This is a genomic window from Rhizobium sp. PDO1-076, from assembly GCF_000247475.1.
GTDB lineage: Bacteria > Pseudomonadota > Alphaproteobacteria > Rhizobiales > Rhizobiaceae > Allorhizobium.
Genome location: NZ_AHZC01000366.1, coordinates 1 through 16196 on the forward strand (window position 1 = coordinate 1; position 16196 = coordinate 16196).

Consider the following 16196-nt stretch of genomic DNA (forward strand, 5'->3'; position numbering starts at 1 on the left):
CCGGGACGGATGCCTTCGGCGGCATCCACCAGCTGCTGGTAGGACTTGATACGGGCCTTCGACTTGGACTGACGCGCCTTCGGGCTGGAAGCGATCCACTCCTGTTCGCGCGAAATCGCCTTCTGGCGGCCGGCATCTTCGCGGGCTTCCTGCTGCATGCGCTTTGCCTTGGCCGTCAGGTAGGCCGAGTAGTTGCCTTCGTAAGGAATGCCGCGGCCACGATCGAGTTCAAGAATCCAGCCGGTAACGTTGTCGAGGAAGTAGCGATCGTGGGTGATCATCATCACGGCGCCGGGATAGGCACGCAGGTGCTTTTCCAGCCAGGCGATGGTCTCGGCGTCAAGGTGGTTGGTCGGTTCGTCGAGCAGCAGCAGGTCCGGCTGCGACAGCAGCAGGCGGCAGAGCGCGATACGGCGGCGTTCACCACCCGACAGCAGCGTGACGTCCGAATCCTTCGGCGGGCAGCGTAGGGCTTCCATTGCCATCTCGACCTGCTGCTCGAGGTCCCAGAGGTTCTGGCTGTCGATGATGTCCTGGAGCTTCGCGCCTTCGTCGGCGGTCTCGTCGGAATAGTTCATCATCAGTTCGTTGTAACGCTCGAGCACGGCGGTCTTGTCTGCAACGCCGACCATGACGTTCTCGAAGGCAGTCTTCGACGGATCCAGATGTGGCTCCTGTTCGAGATAGCCGACGGTCGCACCTTCGGCGAGCCAGGCTTCACCGGTGAATTCCTTGTCCTGTCCGGCGATGATGCGCAGCACGGTCGACTTACCTGCGCCGTTCGGACCGAGGATACCGATCTTGGCGTCCGGGTAGAAGGACAGGTTGACGTTCTCAAGGATCTTCTTGGCGCCGTAGGACTTGTTCAGTCCCGACATGTGATAGATGAACTGGCGTGCCATCGTAAAATTGCTCCGGGCAGAATGGGAAGTTGCCGCTATGTAGGCGAATTGAAGCGCTGGAGCAACGGCGAACGGCCAAATAGTCGACGGGGCCGCCAGCAATTATGCCTTGAGGATAAAACGATCTCCTCGATAGCACGTGCACGTAAAATGCCATTTCATTGGCGCCGACGGAGGAATAAATGTTCAACGAACTGCACTTTCACGATGCCCCAAGCGGCGCACGCCTTGCCTATCATCACCTGCCCGCCGAAGGAATGCCGCGCGCCATCATCGTCATTTGCCACGGCCTCGCCGAACATTCGCGCCGCTACGGCGACTTTGCTTCGGCGCTTTCGGCAGCGGGCCTGCATGTCTACGCCCATGACCACCGCGGCCACGGCGAGACAACCGCGCCGGACGCGCCGATCGGCAGGTATGCGACAAGCGAGGGTGCCGCCAAGGTGGTAGCCGATGTCCGCGCCATGCGCGATTTCGCCGTCAGCCGTCACCCCGGCCTACCGGTCATCCTGTTTGGCCATTCGATGGGCGGCCTGATTTCCCTCAATGCGGTAACGGATCATCCGGATGCCTTCCAGGCGGTGTCGATCTGGAATTCCAATTTCAACCCAGGCATTGCTGGACGCATTGCCCAGTTGGTGTTGAAGCTGGAGAGGATCTACAAGGGCTCCGACGTTCCGAGCCTCATCCTGCCGCTGGCGACCTTCGGCGCCTGGGGCAAGGCGATCCCGAACCATCGAACCGCCTTCGACTGGCTGTCCCATGACGCAGCCGAGGTCGACGCCTATATCGCCGATCCCCTCTGCGGCTTCGATGCCAGCGTCTCGCTCTGGCAGGACCTGTTCACGCTTACCTTTCGCGGCACCAGCGACCGTCAACTGGCGCGTCTGCACAAATCCACGCCAGTCTATCTGGTTGGCGGAGGTGAAGACCCGGCCACCAACAAGGGACGGGAAATCCGCTGGCTGGCAACACGCCTGTCCGGTTCAGGCATGCGCAACGTGACGACACGCATCTATGACACGATGCGCCATGAGACATTGAACGAGGTCGGTCGAGAAGCACCGATTGCCGATTTCCTTGCCTGGTGTGAGCACGTACTCGCCGATCTCAAGCGGGCACCAGCAGCCACATCCTTAGCGCGCCCATCACCATTGGGGCGGCTTGCCGAAACGGAATGATCCCATGAGAGAAAATCAAGTGCCGGGGGACTAATCCGGGGTTATAGGAGGTCAGTCAGCAGAAATGCTCATGACAGGCTGCAGATCAAGACAGCTTTGAGCCGTCATGCCGATCAGCACAGGAAGCGCCATGACCACCACACCACATGCCAGCGCCACCGATAGCCCAACCGCAGGACCGCCGCTTGCCGGCATCCGCGTCATCGAGCTTGCCCGCGTGCTCGCCGGTCCCTGGGCCGGCCAGATGCTGGCGGATCTCGGCGCCGATGTGATCAAGGTCGAAAATCCGGACGGTGGCGACGACACGCGCGCATGGGGACCGCCCTTCGTCCAAGGAGCCGATGGCGAGAACCTGTCGGCCGCCTATTATCATTCGACCAATCGCAACAAGCGTTCGATCGCCGTCGATCTGAAGACCGAAGAAGGCCAGGACACCGTCCGCCGCCTCTGCGCCACTGCCGACGTGGTGATCGAAAACTTCAAACTCGGTGGCCTGAAGAAATACGGCCTCGACTACGACAGCCTGAAAGCCGCAAATCCCAGGCTGATCTACTGCTCGATCACCGGCTTTGGCCAGAACGGCCCTTATGCCGAATTTGCCGGCTACGACTATATTGTCCAAGGCATGTCCGGCTTCATGTCGATCACCGGCGAGACGAGTGGTGAGCCGATGAAGGCAGGCGTTGCCATTGCCGACATCTTCACCGGCATCTATGCCGTGACCGCGATCCAGGCAGCCCTCATCCATGTGATGAAGACAGGCCAGGGCCAGTTCATCGACATGGCTCTGCTCGACGTCATGTCGGCGGTTTTGGCTAACCAGAACATGAATTATCTCGTCTCAGGCAAGGCGCCGACGAGGCTCGGCAATGCCCATCCTAACATCAGTCCCTACGAAGTCGTCCCGACCGCCGATGGACACCTGATCCTTGCCGTCGGCAATGACGGCCAGTTCAAGCGCCTTTGCGCCATTTTGGGCATAGCTCCTGTCGCAGATGATGAACGCTTCGCCACCAACAAGGCCCGCGTCACCAATAAGGTCGAGGTCCGCCGTATTGTCATCACCGAGACGGCGAAATGGACCAGGCGCGACCTGCTGAACGCGTGTGAGGCCAACGCCGTTCCGGCCGGGCCGATCAACTCGATCGAGGAAATGTTCGCCGACCCACAGATCAAGGCGCGCGGCCTGAAGATCGAGCTCGAAGACGACAAGGGCACGATTATCCCCAGCGTCCGCACCCCCATCATCCTCTCCGAAACGCCGTTGCGCTATGAGCGTCCAAGCCCGCGCATCGGAGAACACAGCAAAGACATTCTGACCGAACTGGTCGAGATCGAAGGAAAGGCAGCCCGATGAAAAGAACCGGCGGCGAACTGATCGTTGAGGCCCTGAAGGCCAATGGCGTCGAACGTGTGTCCTGCGTGCCCGGCGAGAGCTATCTGGCTGTTCTCGACGCCCTGAAGGACAGCGGCATCGAAACGCTGGTCTGCCGCCAGGAAGGTGGAGCCGCGATGATGGCCGATGCCTGGGGCCGCCTGACCGGCAAGCCCGGCATCTGCATGGTCACGAGAGGCCCTGGCGCCACCAACGCATCGGCCGGACTGCACGTCGCACGCCAGGATTCGATCCCGATGATCCTCTTCATCGGCCAGGTCCAGCGCGACGCCCGCGAGCGCGAGGCCTTCCAGGAAGTCGAATATCGCCGCGCCTTTACCGAATTCGCCAAATGGGTCGGCGAGATTGACGACGCGCGCCGAATCCCTGAATTCGTCACCCGCGCCTTTGCCATCGCAACCTCGGGCCGTCCGGGTCCGGTCGTGCTGACCTTGCCGGAAGACATGCTGGTCGACGAGGTCGAGGCCCCTGAAGCAAAGCCTTTCATGCCGGTGGAGGCCCATCCCGGCCCAGCCCAGGTCGCAAAGCTCGGCGAACTGCTCGCAGAAGCAAAAAAGCCCCTGGTCATCCTCGGCGGCACCCGCTGGAACGAAACCTCGGTCGCCGCCTTCCAGGATTTCGCGGCACGCTTCAAGCTTCCCGTCGGCTGCTCCTTCCGCCGCCAGATGCTGTTTGACCACACCCATCCCTCCTATGCCGGCGATGTCGGCATAGGTATCAACCCGGCGCTCGCCAAGGAGGTCCGGGAAGCCGACCTGATCATCATGCTTGGCGGCCGTTTCTCCGAAATGCCGTCTTCCGGCTACAGCCTGATCGACATACCCTACCCGACCCAGACCCTGGTCCATGTCTATCCCGACCCGTCCGAGCTTGGCCGGGTCTACCGCGCCGATCTCGCCATCTGTGCGGCGCCTGCAGAATTCGTCGATGCACTTTCCAGCCTTGAAGCGCCGGCCAACCCTGTCTGGGCCGCCCGCACGGAGAGCATGCATCAGGCCTATCTCAGCTGGTCGACGGCGCCGAAGGTCAGCCCCGGCAAAGTTCAGATGGGCGCAATAATGGATTGGATCGAAGCCAACACTGCAACGAACACAGTCTTCACCAATGGCGCCGGCAACTATGCCACATGGCTGCATCGCTTCCACCGTTTCCAGGCGTTCAATACCCAGGCAGCCCCGGCCTCCGGCTCGATGGGCTACGGCCTGCCGGCAGCCGTTGCCGCCAAGCAGCTCTTCCCCGAGCGGGAAGTGATATGTTTTGCCGGAGATGGCTGTTTCATGATGCATGGCCAGGAATTCGCCACCGCGATCCGCTACAATCTGCCTATCATCACGCTGGTGATCAACAACAGCATGTACGGCACGATCCGCATGCATCAGGAACGCGAATATCCGGGCCGCGTCAGCGCGACGGATCTGACCAATCCCGATTTTGCAGCCCTTGCCCGCGCCTATGGCGGCCACGGCGAGACGGTCGAAACCACGGAAGACTTTGCCCCGGCCTTCGAGCGCGCTCGCGCATCCGGCAAGCCGGCAATCATCGAGATCAAGCTGGACCCGGAAGCGATCACACCCACCAGGACCTTGACTCAAATTCGCGAAAAGTCCTGACAAGACGCTGCAATACAACGGAAAAAGGCCGGGATCGCTCCCGGCCTTTCTCATGAAGTCACACAACGGAATTTAGATTGCAGCCGTCACGATGAACTCGACCTTGTAGTCCGGGGTCGCCAGCGGAGCACCGCTGGTGGCGCGGGCCGGCGGGTTTGCCGGGTCGATCCAACCTTCCCAGACGGCGTTCATTTCGGCGAAGGTCGACATGTCGGACAGATAGATGATCGTCTGCAGGATCTTCGACTTGTCGGAGCCGGCAGCCGCCAGCAGGCGGTCCACTTCGGCCAGCGCCGATTTCGACTGTTCGGTGACCGTGGTGCCTTCGCCAACCTGGCCGGCGAGATAGACAGTGTTGCCGTGCACGACGGCGCCGCTCATACGCTTGCCCGGTTCGATACGCTTGATGGTCATGGAATTCTCCTATCGGATGTTGAAACGGAACAACGACGCCGCGCTATGCCCGGCGTCGTCAGGGAAAATTTGAAAAGGCTTCAACCGCGCTGACGCAGCGCATGCTCGTAGGTTGCCGTGGAACGGGCGCCCGAACGGCAGTAGCCAAGCATCGGACGCTCGAAATCCTCCAGCGCATCGACCATGCCGACTACCGCTTCCGGTGTCACACCCATGGGGCCGACCGGGACGTGCTTGATCTTGATGCCGAGCTGTTCAGCCCGCGCTGCCACCGCGGCAAATTCCGGCTGACCGAATTCCTCGCCATCCGGACGATGGCAGACGATCGATTTGAAACCGAGTTCCTTGACCGTGTCCACATCCTCGACCGTGATCTGGCCGCTAACGGAATATTCCTCGTTGATCTGCCTGATATTCATCGGCGCACCTCTCTCAAACTTTGGCCGAAACATCTACGACGGGCTTACCGAGGCGTCAATCACAGACAGCCGTCCTTCGGTACGCCGCATCAGACGAAGGAAAACGCCAGCCCGTATTCACGGCTCTCGCCGGGCGCCAGCATGACGAACTCGCCACGTGCCTCCAGCGCATCCCGGCTCTCCCAACGATGTGAGACCGGCTCAATGCCCAACACATGTGCCGGTGCCTTCTGGTTCCGCCAAACCTGCAGGTAAGGCAAAGTGTCCGTGCGGAAGCGCACTTTCAGCCGCTTGCCGCCAATCGCGGCGATCGGCCCGAGGCGAAGCTCGGCCCAGCCGCCCTTTCCCGCCGGGACGCAGAAAATGCCACCATCCTTCTCACCGAACGTCCATGGAAAGCCGCCGTCATCGAGCATCGCGCCTTCCAGCCGCACGCCATCGTTGAAGTGCTTGGCGCCGAGGTTCATGTGGTACATCAGGAACACTGGAAACGGCGCGCCGCCGGTGTTGGTAACGACATCGTTCAGTTGCACCTCACCACTGTCGGCCTTCAGCCGCCAGGTCCGATCGAGACGCGCCCGTCCCCCGTCCGCAAGCTCGACCGGCACCGTCGCGCGAGCGACAAGATCCCCGTTTTCAGTGGAGACCTGAACCGCTTCGGCCGGATGCGATGAAAAGGATCCATGCAGCGGGAACAATCCCTCACCGCCCGGCATTGCTTGCGGATGGCGGATATGGTCGGGTCCACAAGTAAACAGAAAGCCTTCGAGCGAATGGTCGATGCGGGGATCGCCATCATCGGGGATAGCCCGACCCGGTGCCAGATCAATCCCATCGACAACGCAGGCGCCGATATCGAAAACCGAACCCTCATCGAGTAAGAGCTGCGGTCCTTTCGGGCCTTGGAATGCAATCATGCGAGACTTCCCTCCGCAATCGCGGGTACATGCCGAAAATGTCCAGCCGCCATGAGGTCTTCAAGACCGCCCAGGCCGGTATCGAGTGCCGACAGATAGGGCAAATCGATGATTGTCTCAAGCCGATGCTGAAACTCGATGGCCTTCTGCTTGAAGGTGGAAAAACGCGCCCGACCGGCCGGCGAAAGCGACAGAAGTTCGAAGCGTCGATCATGTGCATCGCGCTTGCGCTCCAGATAACCCCGCTCCTCCAACACTTTGACCGCACGGCTGATCTTGGTCTTCGACAGTCCCGATTGACCGCAGATCGCCTTGGCTGTTGTGTTGGCCGCCTCTCCCAGGGACCACAAAACCTGCCATTCAGACCAGGAAAGTTCATCCTCTGGTCCACAGAATCGCATAAACACCGTATCCAATCGCTCGGTCGCCCGGATCAATCGATACGGAAGAAAAGACTCCATGCTGAAACTGTCGTGCATCGCTCCCCCCACGATGGCCCCAGGTCAACTCAACGGTTACATGCGCAGCAAATCTTCCATGCCACCGCAAATAGTTAACCAATAATTCACTATGAATTCACCTTTTCCACATTAGTGTCAAATTTCACGGGTTTGTCGGCTGCATAGACGAGGATTCTGCATCGTGTTCGACATCAAGAAATCAGGCCTGCTTCTGGCAGCACTCACCGCCGCACCCCTGTTCGGTGCCGGATCTGCCACCGCGCAATCCGCCTATGGATACCGCCAGCCGCAGACTTTGCTTGTCTCGCCGGAAGGCGAGATCCTCGACTATGTGCCGGAGAGCGGAGAGGTGGTCATCAGTCGCGACCAGATGGGACGCACGGTGCTGATCGATCGCTACGGCAATATCGTGGCGACGGAGATCCCGGCAGAAAGCTATTTCCCGCCGAGCCAGCACGCCTCCAATCCCAACCTGCCGGGCGTCTACGACCCCTATGGTAATCCGCGCAACGAGGCTCCTGCCTGGGACGACAATGTCGTCACCGGTTCGGTACCGCAGGATGGTCCGATCGACCGGCAGGCGCTGGATGCTTTGCCGGAAGACATGCCCTATGGTGGTCCCGACCAGCCTCCACCGACCGAAACCTCGACGCCGCGCATCGTTACGCCGGACATCCCGGTGAAGAGCAATCTGTCGCAACTGGAAATGACCGCCCTGCAGGTCTTCCTTGACCGCGAAGGTGTGTCACCCGGCGTAATCGACGGCAAGATGGGCCAGAACGTCAACAAGGCGCTGGTCGCCTGGCAGCAGATGACCGGCGAGACCATCGACCCCAACAATGCCGAGGATGTGCTTGAGCGCCTGCGTCTGTCTGGCGGCCTGGCGATCACCAGCTACACCATCACGCCAGGCGACGCTGCCGGCCCCTATATCGCGTCGATCCCGGAAGACTACAGCCACAAGGCGATGCTTCCGGCACTGTCCTTCACTTCGACGACCGAAATGCTGGCCGAAAAATTCCATATGGATGAGGCCTATCTGAAGGCGATCAATCCCGGCGTCGACTTCACCATTCCCGGCACGATCATCAAGGTGGTCGATCCGGGGCCGGCGAAGGTCGGCAAGGTCGCGCGCATCGTTGCCAACAAGGGATTGAAGCAGGTCTTTGCCTATGGCGAGGATGGTGGCCTTGTCGCCGCCTATCCGGCCAGCATCGGCTCGTCCGATACGCCCTCCCCGTCGGGTACGGTGACGATCGAGCGCATCGCACTCAATCCGGGCTACACCTACAATCCCAAGATCAACTTCCAGCAGGGAGAGAACAACAAGGTTCTCGCCATTCCGCCTGGCCCTAATGGGCCCGTCGGCACGGTCTGGCTGGCCCTATCCAAGCCGACTTACGGCATTCACGGCACGCCGGAGCCATCCAAGATCGGCCGCACCCAGAGCCATGGCTGTATCCGCCTGACCAATTGGGACGCAACCGAACTGGCCAAGATGGTCAGCGCCGGCGTGACGGTCGAGTTCGTCGAATAGTCCTGCAAATTTCACTGCGAAATGTCAGGCCTCCGGAGATGTCCGGAGGCCTTTCCACATCTGCCGACCGCCATCGCGGAAACGATAAAGCCGCCTGACCGAGAAGGTCAGACGGCTTCGAATTCACCAACTGAAATTTGGCTCAAGCCGCGTTGCGCACCAGGCGGAAAAGTCGGCGTGGCTGAGTCGTGCGGATCACCTTGACCGGCAGAAGACGCATCACTTCGCCCGCGAAAGCCTGGGCATTTTCCCGCGCCTTGTCGAGATTGCTGACCTTCGCTGCATCCATCGAATACAGCGTGCCACCACAGTCGAAGATCTCGCGATAGGCGCTGCGCTCGACAATCGGTGTGTCGATCACATTGACGCCACGGGCCGCCAGCAGCCCCTTGATCGTCAGCAGCGCACGTGTGGTGACCATGGAGGTCACACGCGTCAGAACCACCGAATGCGGAATGACCATGCGACCGGCCTCTTCCATCATCTTGATCAGATCGAGGATCTGCGCGCCGCCCTTGGCATCCATGGCGCAGCCCTGGATCGGGATCATCACGTGATCGGACAGGCCGACAGCCGTGGTCACCATGGCATCGCGCGCGCCGGCGAGATCCATGACGATGTAATCATTGGTGCGCGAGAGTTCACGGATATGCCCCTGCACGGAGGCCACGGACACTTCCGAAACGACTTCGATATTGTGTTGCGGACCGGAGGCATCAAACCACTGGGTAATCCAACGCTGCGGATCGGCATCCAAGATCGCGACCCGATAACCCTGATGCGCCAGTTCGGTAGCAAGCAGAAGCGCCGCAGTGGTCTTGCCGGCCCCACCTTTGGCATTGGCAAATGAGATAACTGGCATTCTCTGTCCTCAAGGGTCTTGTCCGAGCGCTTCATCGCTCTGGAGCAGCCCTGATCATTGGCGCCCGCTACCTGCATTCTTTCTAATTATGGTTAACAAACAGAAAATACGAAGCAGAAACGCCCTCCCCTAAAAGAGGGAGGGCGGCCAGCAAAGCTCAATGATTTCAAAAGGCAAGAACGGACACATTTGTTGCCAAAACGACAATCAGCCCCGCAACGGCGTGCATGAACCGACATGCCGCGGCTCAACCCGTCCAGCCTTCAGATCAGCGAGATTCGGCAGTGACGGATCCGGACCGCCGATGCTGTCTTCGAAAACCGCGCGATCGACCTTGATCATCTTGCCGCTCGCAAGGACGCTGACCAATGTCTTGGAATCGACGACGGCAAGGCTGAACTTGCCCTTGCAGAACCACTTCCCGTCCTTGCCGCTGAGCACCCACCCCAGAGAACCCGACTTGCCCTGGCTCATGGTTCCGACCGAGTAGCCCTTCTTCAAAAGGCCCTTATAACTCTCGGCCGAGGCCGTGCCTGCGGCAAGCAGGCAAAGCGACGCAAGTAGCGCGGAAAAATAGAAACGATGTCTGAACATGGATTCCCCTCAACACCACCTGCCATTGTAGCAGGTCGACTCGGCAACTTTATTCCAGACACATCGCACAAAAAAGCCCGGCACCTTCAGATGCCGGGCTAAAATGTTGGAAATGCAAGATCTTAGAAGCAGTCGGCAAAAAGCTGCTTGGTATTCTCCAGCGTCAGCTTGACCGGATTGCCACCGGCACTCGGATCTTCGATCGCCATGGCCGACAACTCGTCGATCCGGTCATTGGCAATGCCCATGGCCGTCAGGTTTTCCGGAACGTGAAGTTCGGCACGCAGCGACAGGACATAATCGTAGAACCCGTCAAAGCCGCCGGAAATGCCGAGATAGGCAGCGGCCCGTTCGATCTTGTCCTCGATCGCCTCGCGATTGAAGCGCAATACCGGCGGCATCACCACCGCATTGGTCATGCCGTGGTGGGTATTGTAGACGGCGCCGATCGGATGCGACAGCGCGTGAATTGCACCCAGCCCCTTCTGGAACGCCGTTGCCCCCATCGCAGCCGCTGACATCATATTGGTGCGGGCTTCAAGGTCTGTGCCGTCGTGATAGGCACGCGGCAGGAATTCCTTGACCAGCCGCATGCCTTCAAGCGCGATACCCTGGCTCATCGGATGATAGAACGGCGAGGAATAGGCTTCGAGGCAATGCGCAAACGCGTCCATGCCCGTACCGGCCGTGATCATCTTCGGCATGCCGACGGTCAGTTCGGGATCGCAGATGACGACGCCCGGCAGGAACTTCGGATGGAAGATGATCTTCTTCACATGGGTCACAGAATTCGTGATCACCGAGGCGCGACCGACTTCAGAACCCGTGCCGGCCGTGGTCGGCACGGCGACGATCGGCGCGATGCCGTCGGAATTGGCCCGTGTCCACCAGTCGCCGATATCCTCGAAGTCCCAGACCGGTCGCGTCTGGCCAGCCATGAAGGCGACGCATTTGCCGAGATCGAGGCCGGAGCCGCCGCCAAACGCGACGACACCATCATGGCCACCATCCTTGTAGGCCTTGATACCCGCTTCAAGGTTCTTCTCGTTCGGATTTGGATCGACATCGGCAAAGATCGCCCTGCCGAGACCGGCTTCCTCCAGAACCTCGAGTGCTGCCTGGGTAATCTGCATCGGCGCCAAACCACGGTCGGTGATCAAAAGCGGCTTCTTCATACCCAGCGACTTGCAGGCGTCGGCCAGTTCCTTGATCCGGCCGCGGCCCATCTTGATGGCGGTCGGATAGCTCCAGTTGGCAACGATATTCATTTCGTGACTTTCTTCAGATGGTAGGATTTCGGACGGGTCAGGTTCTGGAAGCCGAGCACGGAGAGCGAACCGCCCTTGCCGGTTTCCTTGACGCCGGTCCAGCAGAGTGCCGGGTCGAGATAGTCGGCGCGGTTCATAAACACGGTACCGGTCTCGACCTCGCGACCGATGCGGGCAGCACGCTCCGGATCCTGGGTCCACAACGAGGCGGTCAGACCATACGGGCTGTCATTCATCAGGGCGAGCGCTTCTTCATCGCTCTTCACCTTCATGATGCCGACGGCAGGACCAAATGTCTCGTCCTTCATGAAGGCCATGGAGTGGTCTACGTTTGTCAGCACCTGCGGCATGATATAGGCACCGCCATCATCGGCCGGGAACAGCTTCGGATCGACCAGCGCCTTCGCGCCCTTGGCAACAGCATCGGCGATCTGCTCGCGCACCACCTTGGCGAAGCGCTTGTTGGCCATCGGCCCGAGCGTCGTTTCCGGATCAAGCGGATTGCCGAGCTTGTAATTCGATACCCAGGCGACTGACTTCTCGACGAAGGCGTCGTAGAGGCTTTCATGCACATAGATGCGCTCGATGCCGCAGCAGCACTGGCCGGAATTGTAGGTCGCCCCGTCCATCAGCGTGTCGACGGCAGCGTCGAGATCAGCGTCTTCCATGACATAGCCCGGATCCTTGCCGCCAAGCTCGAGGCCGAGACCTGCAAAGGTTCCGGCAGCGGCGCGCTCGATCGAACGACCGCCTTCGACCGAACCGGTGAAGTTGATGAAGTTGAAATTGCCGGCCGCAATCAGCGCCGAGGTCGTGGCGTGATCGAGGAAGAGGTTGATGAAGACGTCATCAGGAACACCGGCCTCGACAAAGGCGCGCACCATGCGCTCGCCGACCAGCAGCGTCTGCGTCGCATGCTTGATCACGACCGTATTGCCGGCCATCAGCGCCGGGGCGATCGTGTTGATCGCGGTCATATAGGGATAGTTCCACGGCGCGATAACGAAGACGACGCCATGCGGCTCGCGCTCGATGCGGCGCTCGAAATTGTTGCTGGCTTCCACGACCAGAGGCGCCAGCGCATCCGCAGCGATTGCGGCCACATAATTGGAGCGCTCGTTGAAACCTTTGTACTCGCCGCCGTAGCGGATCGGCCGACCCATCATATGAGCCAGTTCCGGCACCACTTCGTCGGACATCTCGTTGAGGCGGGCCACGCCCTTCAGCACGAGCTGGACACGCTCTTCGAGCGGCCAGCGCGCCCAGGCCTTCTGCGCCTTGCGGGCGCGGCCAACGGCTTCGGTGGCAGCCTCAAGCGACATGGCAGGTCGCTCGGCGTAAACCGATCCATCGATCGGCGAAATGCATTGGATCATCGTCATGATCGTCTTCCTGTTGTTCTAGAACGAGATGACAGCGGCCAAAGCCGCTGTCCTTGTATCCACCTTTACGCCGGGGATCGTGGCAGGCTCAAGACCGCTTTTGGTCACGCCCGCTCGAATCCGCGCGCCACCTCCCAGTCGGTGATGCGACGATCATATTCCTCCTGCTCCCATTCGGCAGCGCGCACATAGTGATCCACTACGTCATCGCCGAAAGCGGACCGCAACATGGCCGAGCCGCGAAGCGTTTCCGCGGCTGCGCGCAGCGTCCGCGGGATCTCGCGGGCGCCCTGTGCGCCATAGGCGTCGCCCGAAAACTCGGGCTCCAGCGCCATCTTCTTCTCGATCCCGTCGATCCCGGCCGCAAGCAGTGCCGCCATGGCGAGATAGGGATTGAGGTCGGAGCCGCCGACGCGGCACTCGACGCGGATGCCCTTGCTCGCCTCGCCGCACAAGCGGTAGCCGGCGGTGCGGTTGTCCTTCGACCAGATCGCCTTGGTCGGCGCGAAAGTGCCGGCCACGAAACGCTTGTAGGAATTGATATAGGGCGCGAGGAAATAGGTGAACTCGCCGGCATGCGCCAGAAGCCCGGCCATATAATGCTTCATCACCTCCGACATGCCGTATCCGCCATCCTTGTCGTAGAACAACGGTGTCTTGCCGTCGGCCGACCACAGCGACTGGTGGATATGCGACGACGAGCCGGCAGCATTGTAGTGCCACTTGGCGAGGAAGGTGATGGCCTTGCCCTTCGACCAGGCGATTTCCTTGCAGCCGTTCTTGATGATCACGTGCCGGTCGGCCATGGTTAGCACGTCGGCATAGCGCACATTGATCTCTTCCTGGCCGGCAGATGCCTCACCCTTGGAATTCTCGACCGGGATGCCAGCACCCTGCAGACCCTTTCGGATCGCGCGCATCACGTCCTCTTCCTTGGTCGTCTGGAAGATGTGGTAGTCCTCATTATAGCCCGACACCAGCTTGAGGTCGCGATAGCCGGAAAGCCGCGCCGCATCATAGGTCTGGTCGAAAAGGAAGAATTCGAGTTCGGTCGCCATGAAGGCCTTCATGCCCATAGCCTCGAGCCGGGCGACCTGCTTCTTCAGGATCGCGCGCGGAGAATGCGCAACTTCTGCATGGGTCGCATGGTCATACATGTCGCAGAGAACGAGCGCCGTGCCCTCGAGCCAGGGAATCCGACGCAGCGTCGAAAGATCCGGCTTCATCGTATAGTCGCCGTAGCCCTTTTCCCAACTCGTCGCCTTGTAGCCGGAGACGGTTTCCATCTCCATGTCGGTCGCCAGCAGATAGTTGCAGCTATGGGTTTCCTTATAGGCGCTCTCGACGAAAAACTCCGCCTGGAAGCGCTTGCCCATCAAACGGCCCTGCATGTCCACCTGACACGCCAGAACCGTGTCGATGCGCCCGTCAGCGACGTCCTTTTTCAGATCTTCAAATGTGTAAGTGGTGGTCATGTGCGCCATCCGAATGGGTAGACTAAAGGAACAGGAAACCGCGCCGGAGGCACCGGTCGAACGAAGGTGACTGCAAGCCGGAGGCCAAACGCCCCCGACTTGCTGTTTTGATCAAAGGTCAGGCGCCCTCGCCCACAGCCTTTTCAGCTGCAGCAATCTCGGCTTGGCGCTTGGCGACTTCCTCACCGATCGGCGGCCCCTTGAAACGTTTGTTTTCAAAGACGAACCACACAATTGCAGTGATGACGAAGAAGCCGATCGTGATCGGCAGAGCCCAGTCGTTCGGCGGCTGGATGCCGATGTAGAAGATCAGTGCCATGGCGATGACGACCAGAACCGCGACGATGCGGAAAAGGCCGGCACCCATGTTCCAGGGCCCCATCGCCGGCCATTTCGCCGTACCGATGGCCACGAACCCGAGGGCGATCGGAAGCGCGAAGGACAGGAACAGGAAGATGACCGTGCACGACACGACGATCGAGTAGGCTGGCGTACCGGCGATGGTAATCGCCGAGGTGAACCAGACGAACAGCACAGACAGGATCGAGCCAGTCCAGATGGCAGCCACCGGCGAGCGGAACTTCGGGCTGACCTTGGCGAGCGCGGACGAACCTGGCAGCCCCTTGTCGCGCGAAAAGGCAAAGATCATCCGCGACAGCGAAGTGACCGTGGCGAGACCACACAGGAACTGCGAGATGAAGATGAGGAAATAGAGGATCTCCTTCAACATCGGATTGACCTGGGCATCCATCGCCCAGAAGAACACGTTCCAGCCCTGCTTGGCGGCATCATCCATGTTCGGCAGCATCAGCACGAACGAGCACAGCATGATGTAGCCGAAGAATGCAGACCAGATCACGGAGGATATCATCCCGCGCGGCACAGATTCGGCGGCCTTGACGGTTTCCTCGGACGTATGCGCCGAAGCGTCATAGCCGGTGATCGTGTAGATCGGCAGGAGCAGGCCGAGAAGGAATGCCATGCTGCCGGAAACGGCAAACGGCCAGACCAGCGACGCACCCTCGGTGCCGGTGTAGTTGGCGAAGGTGAAGAGACGACCGAACTCGAAGCTAGACGCGGAAATCAAGCAAACCGCGGTCAGCAGGATGGCTGTGACGAAGATCAGATAACCCGAGAAATCGGTCAGCTTTGCCGTCAGACCGATGCCGAAATGGTTGATGCCGGCTTGCAGACCGGTGATCAGCGCCACGAAGACGACGCGATGCATCAGGGTGTCCTCGATGCCGAAATAGGCACCGAATGATCCGAAGAAGAAGTAGAACGTGCCGACGTTGATCGCACCGAGCACGGTCACAAGCCCGAGCAGGTTGAGCCAGGCAGCCAACCAACCGGTGAAGCGGTTACCCAGGATCGAACCCCAATGGTAAAGCCCACCGGCGGTCGGATAGGCCGAGCTGATCTGTGCCAGACCAAGGGCGAACAGGCCCGAAATCAGGCAACCAAGCGGCCAGCCGATGCCGATCGCGGCACCGCCGGCGCCCGACGTGGCCTGACCGAGAGAGTTGATACCGCCCGAAAGGATGCAAATGATTGAAAAGGATATGGCGAAGTTCGAAAATGAACTCATGCGTCGTTCGAGTTCCTGGGCGTAGCCCATGGAATGCAGGATATGAAGATCCTGCTTTTTATCCGAATCCGAGTAGTCTGACATGACGTCCCCCAATTGACGATTATCCGCGGAATTGCGGACAATTGACTGTCTTTCAGTTCCACCACTGACGGGCGGAGGTTGCAGCAGAGCCGCTCCCCTCGGGGTC

Annotated in this window: 15 protein-coding genes; 4 read left to right on the forward strand and 11 right to left on the reverse strand. The window is 60.2% G+C overall.

The genetic code is table 11. The features are described 5' to 3' along the window. The coding region (locus PDO_RS17280) for an ATP-binding cassette domain-containing protein (RefSeq protein ID WP_007604947.1) at window positions 1-902 on the reverse strand (902 nt) is incomplete at its 3' end. 182 nt (window positions 903-1084) lie between these two features. On the opposite strand from PDO_RS17280, the gene PDO_RS17285 reads away from it, so the two are divergent. The 3 genes from PDO_RS17285 (at window position 1085) to PDO_RS17295 (ending at window position 5089) form a co-directional block, all read left to right on the forward strand. Continuing rightward, on the forward strand, window positions 1085-2083 hold the full coding sequence (locus tag PDO_RS17285; protein WP_007604955.1) for an alpha/beta hydrolase: 999 nt from the start codon (window positions 1085-1087) through the stop codon (window positions 2081-2083). Between the two features lie 130 nt (window positions 2084-2213). Then, on the forward strand, window positions 2214-3440 hold the full coding sequence (gene caiB / locus PDO_RS17290; protein WP_007604957.1) for a succinate--glutarate CoA-transferase: 1227 nt from the start codon (window positions 2214-2216) through the stop codon (window positions 3438-3440). After that, window positions 3437-5089, forward strand: coding sequence for a thiamine pyrophosphate-binding protein (locus PDO_RS17295; protein ID WP_007604959.1), 1653 nt, complete (start codon window positions 3437-3439; stop codon window positions 5087-5089). The genes caiB and PDO_RS17295 overlap by 4 nt, the downstream gene beginning before the upstream one ends. A gap of 72 nt (window positions 5090-5161) precedes the next feature. Here PDO_RS17295 and PDO_RS17300 read toward each other — a convergent pair whose 3' ends face one another. The 4 genes from PDO_RS17300 to PDO_RS17315 all read right to left on the reverse strand — a co-directional run bounded on the left by PDO_RS17300 (window position 5162) and on the right by PDO_RS17315 (window position 7240). Further along, the gene (locus PDO_RS17300; protein ID WP_007604961.1) at window positions 5162-5503 is read right to left on the reverse strand and encodes a RidA family protein; all 342 of its coding nucleotides are present in this window, start codon (window positions 5501-5503) and stop codon (window positions 5162-5164) included. A gap of 80 nt (window positions 5504-5583) precedes the next feature. Next, a complete protein-coding gene (locus tag PDO_RS17305) occupies window positions 5584-5922 on the reverse strand; it encodes a protein tyrosine phosphatase family protein (protein ID WP_007604963.1) in 339 nt (112 codons plus the stop codon). An 89-nt stretch (window positions 5923-6011) separates the two neighbouring features. Further along, a complete protein-coding gene (locus PDO_RS17310; RefSeq protein WP_007604964.1) occupies window positions 6012-6839 on the reverse strand; it encodes an aldose 1-epimerase family protein in 828 nt (275 codons plus the stop codon). Then, on the reverse strand, window positions 6836-7240 hold the full coding sequence (locus PDO_RS17315; protein WP_244426476.1) for a MarR family winged helix-turn-helix transcriptional regulator: 405 nt from the start codon (window positions 7238-7240) through the stop codon (window positions 6836-6838). Before PDO_RS17315 ends, PDO_RS17310 begins: the two co-directional genes overlap by 4 nt. 241 nt (window positions 7241-7481) lie before the next feature. Between PDO_RS17315 and PDO_RS17320 the strand changes: the two genes are divergently transcribed. Then, window positions 7482-8837, forward strand: coding sequence for a L,D-transpeptidase family protein (locus tag PDO_RS17320; RefSeq protein WP_007604968.1), 1356 nt, complete (start codon window positions 7482-7484; stop codon window positions 8835-8837). A gap of 142 nt (window positions 8838-8979) precedes the next feature. On the opposite strand, the gene PDO_RS17325 is transcribed toward PDO_RS17320, so the two are convergent. The 6 genes from PDO_RS17325 to PDO_RS17350 form a co-directional block, all read right to left on the reverse strand. Continuing rightward, a complete protein-coding gene (locus tag PDO_RS17325; protein WP_007604980.1) occupies window positions 8980-9699 on the reverse strand; it encodes a ParA family protein in 720 nt (239 codons plus the stop codon). Between the two features lie 207 nt (window positions 9700-9906). Then, window positions 9907-10293, reverse strand: coding sequence for a hypothetical protein (locus PDO_RS17330; protein WP_007604981.1), 387 nt, complete (start codon window positions 10291-10293; stop codon window positions 9907-9909). Window positions 10294-10415: 122 nt separating this feature from the next. Continuing rightward, the gene (locus PDO_RS17335) at window positions 10416-11561 is read right to left on the reverse strand and encodes an iron-containing alcohol dehydrogenase (protein ID WP_007604982.1); all 1146 of its coding nucleotides are present in this window, start codon (window positions 11559-11561) and stop codon (window positions 10416-10418) included. After that, a complete protein-coding gene (locus PDO_RS17340; protein ID WP_007604983.1) occupies window positions 11558-12943 on the reverse strand; it encodes an aldehyde dehydrogenase family protein in 1386 nt (461 codons plus the stop codon). The genes PDO_RS17335 and PDO_RS17340 overlap by 4 nt, the downstream gene beginning before the upstream one ends. A 104-nt stretch (window positions 12944-13047) precedes the next feature. Next, a complete protein-coding gene (locus tag PDO_RS17345) occupies window positions 13048-14418 on the reverse strand; it encodes a glutamine synthetase family protein (protein ID WP_007604984.1) in 1371 nt (456 codons plus the stop codon). 118 nt (window positions 14419-14536) lie between these two features. Then, window positions 14537-16090: an amino acid permease gene (locus tag PDO_RS17350; protein WP_007604985.1), complete on the reverse strand. Its 1554-nt coding sequence runs from the start codon at window positions 16088-16090 to the stop codon at window positions 14537-14539. Window positions 16091-16196 lie beyond the last annotated feature (106 nt).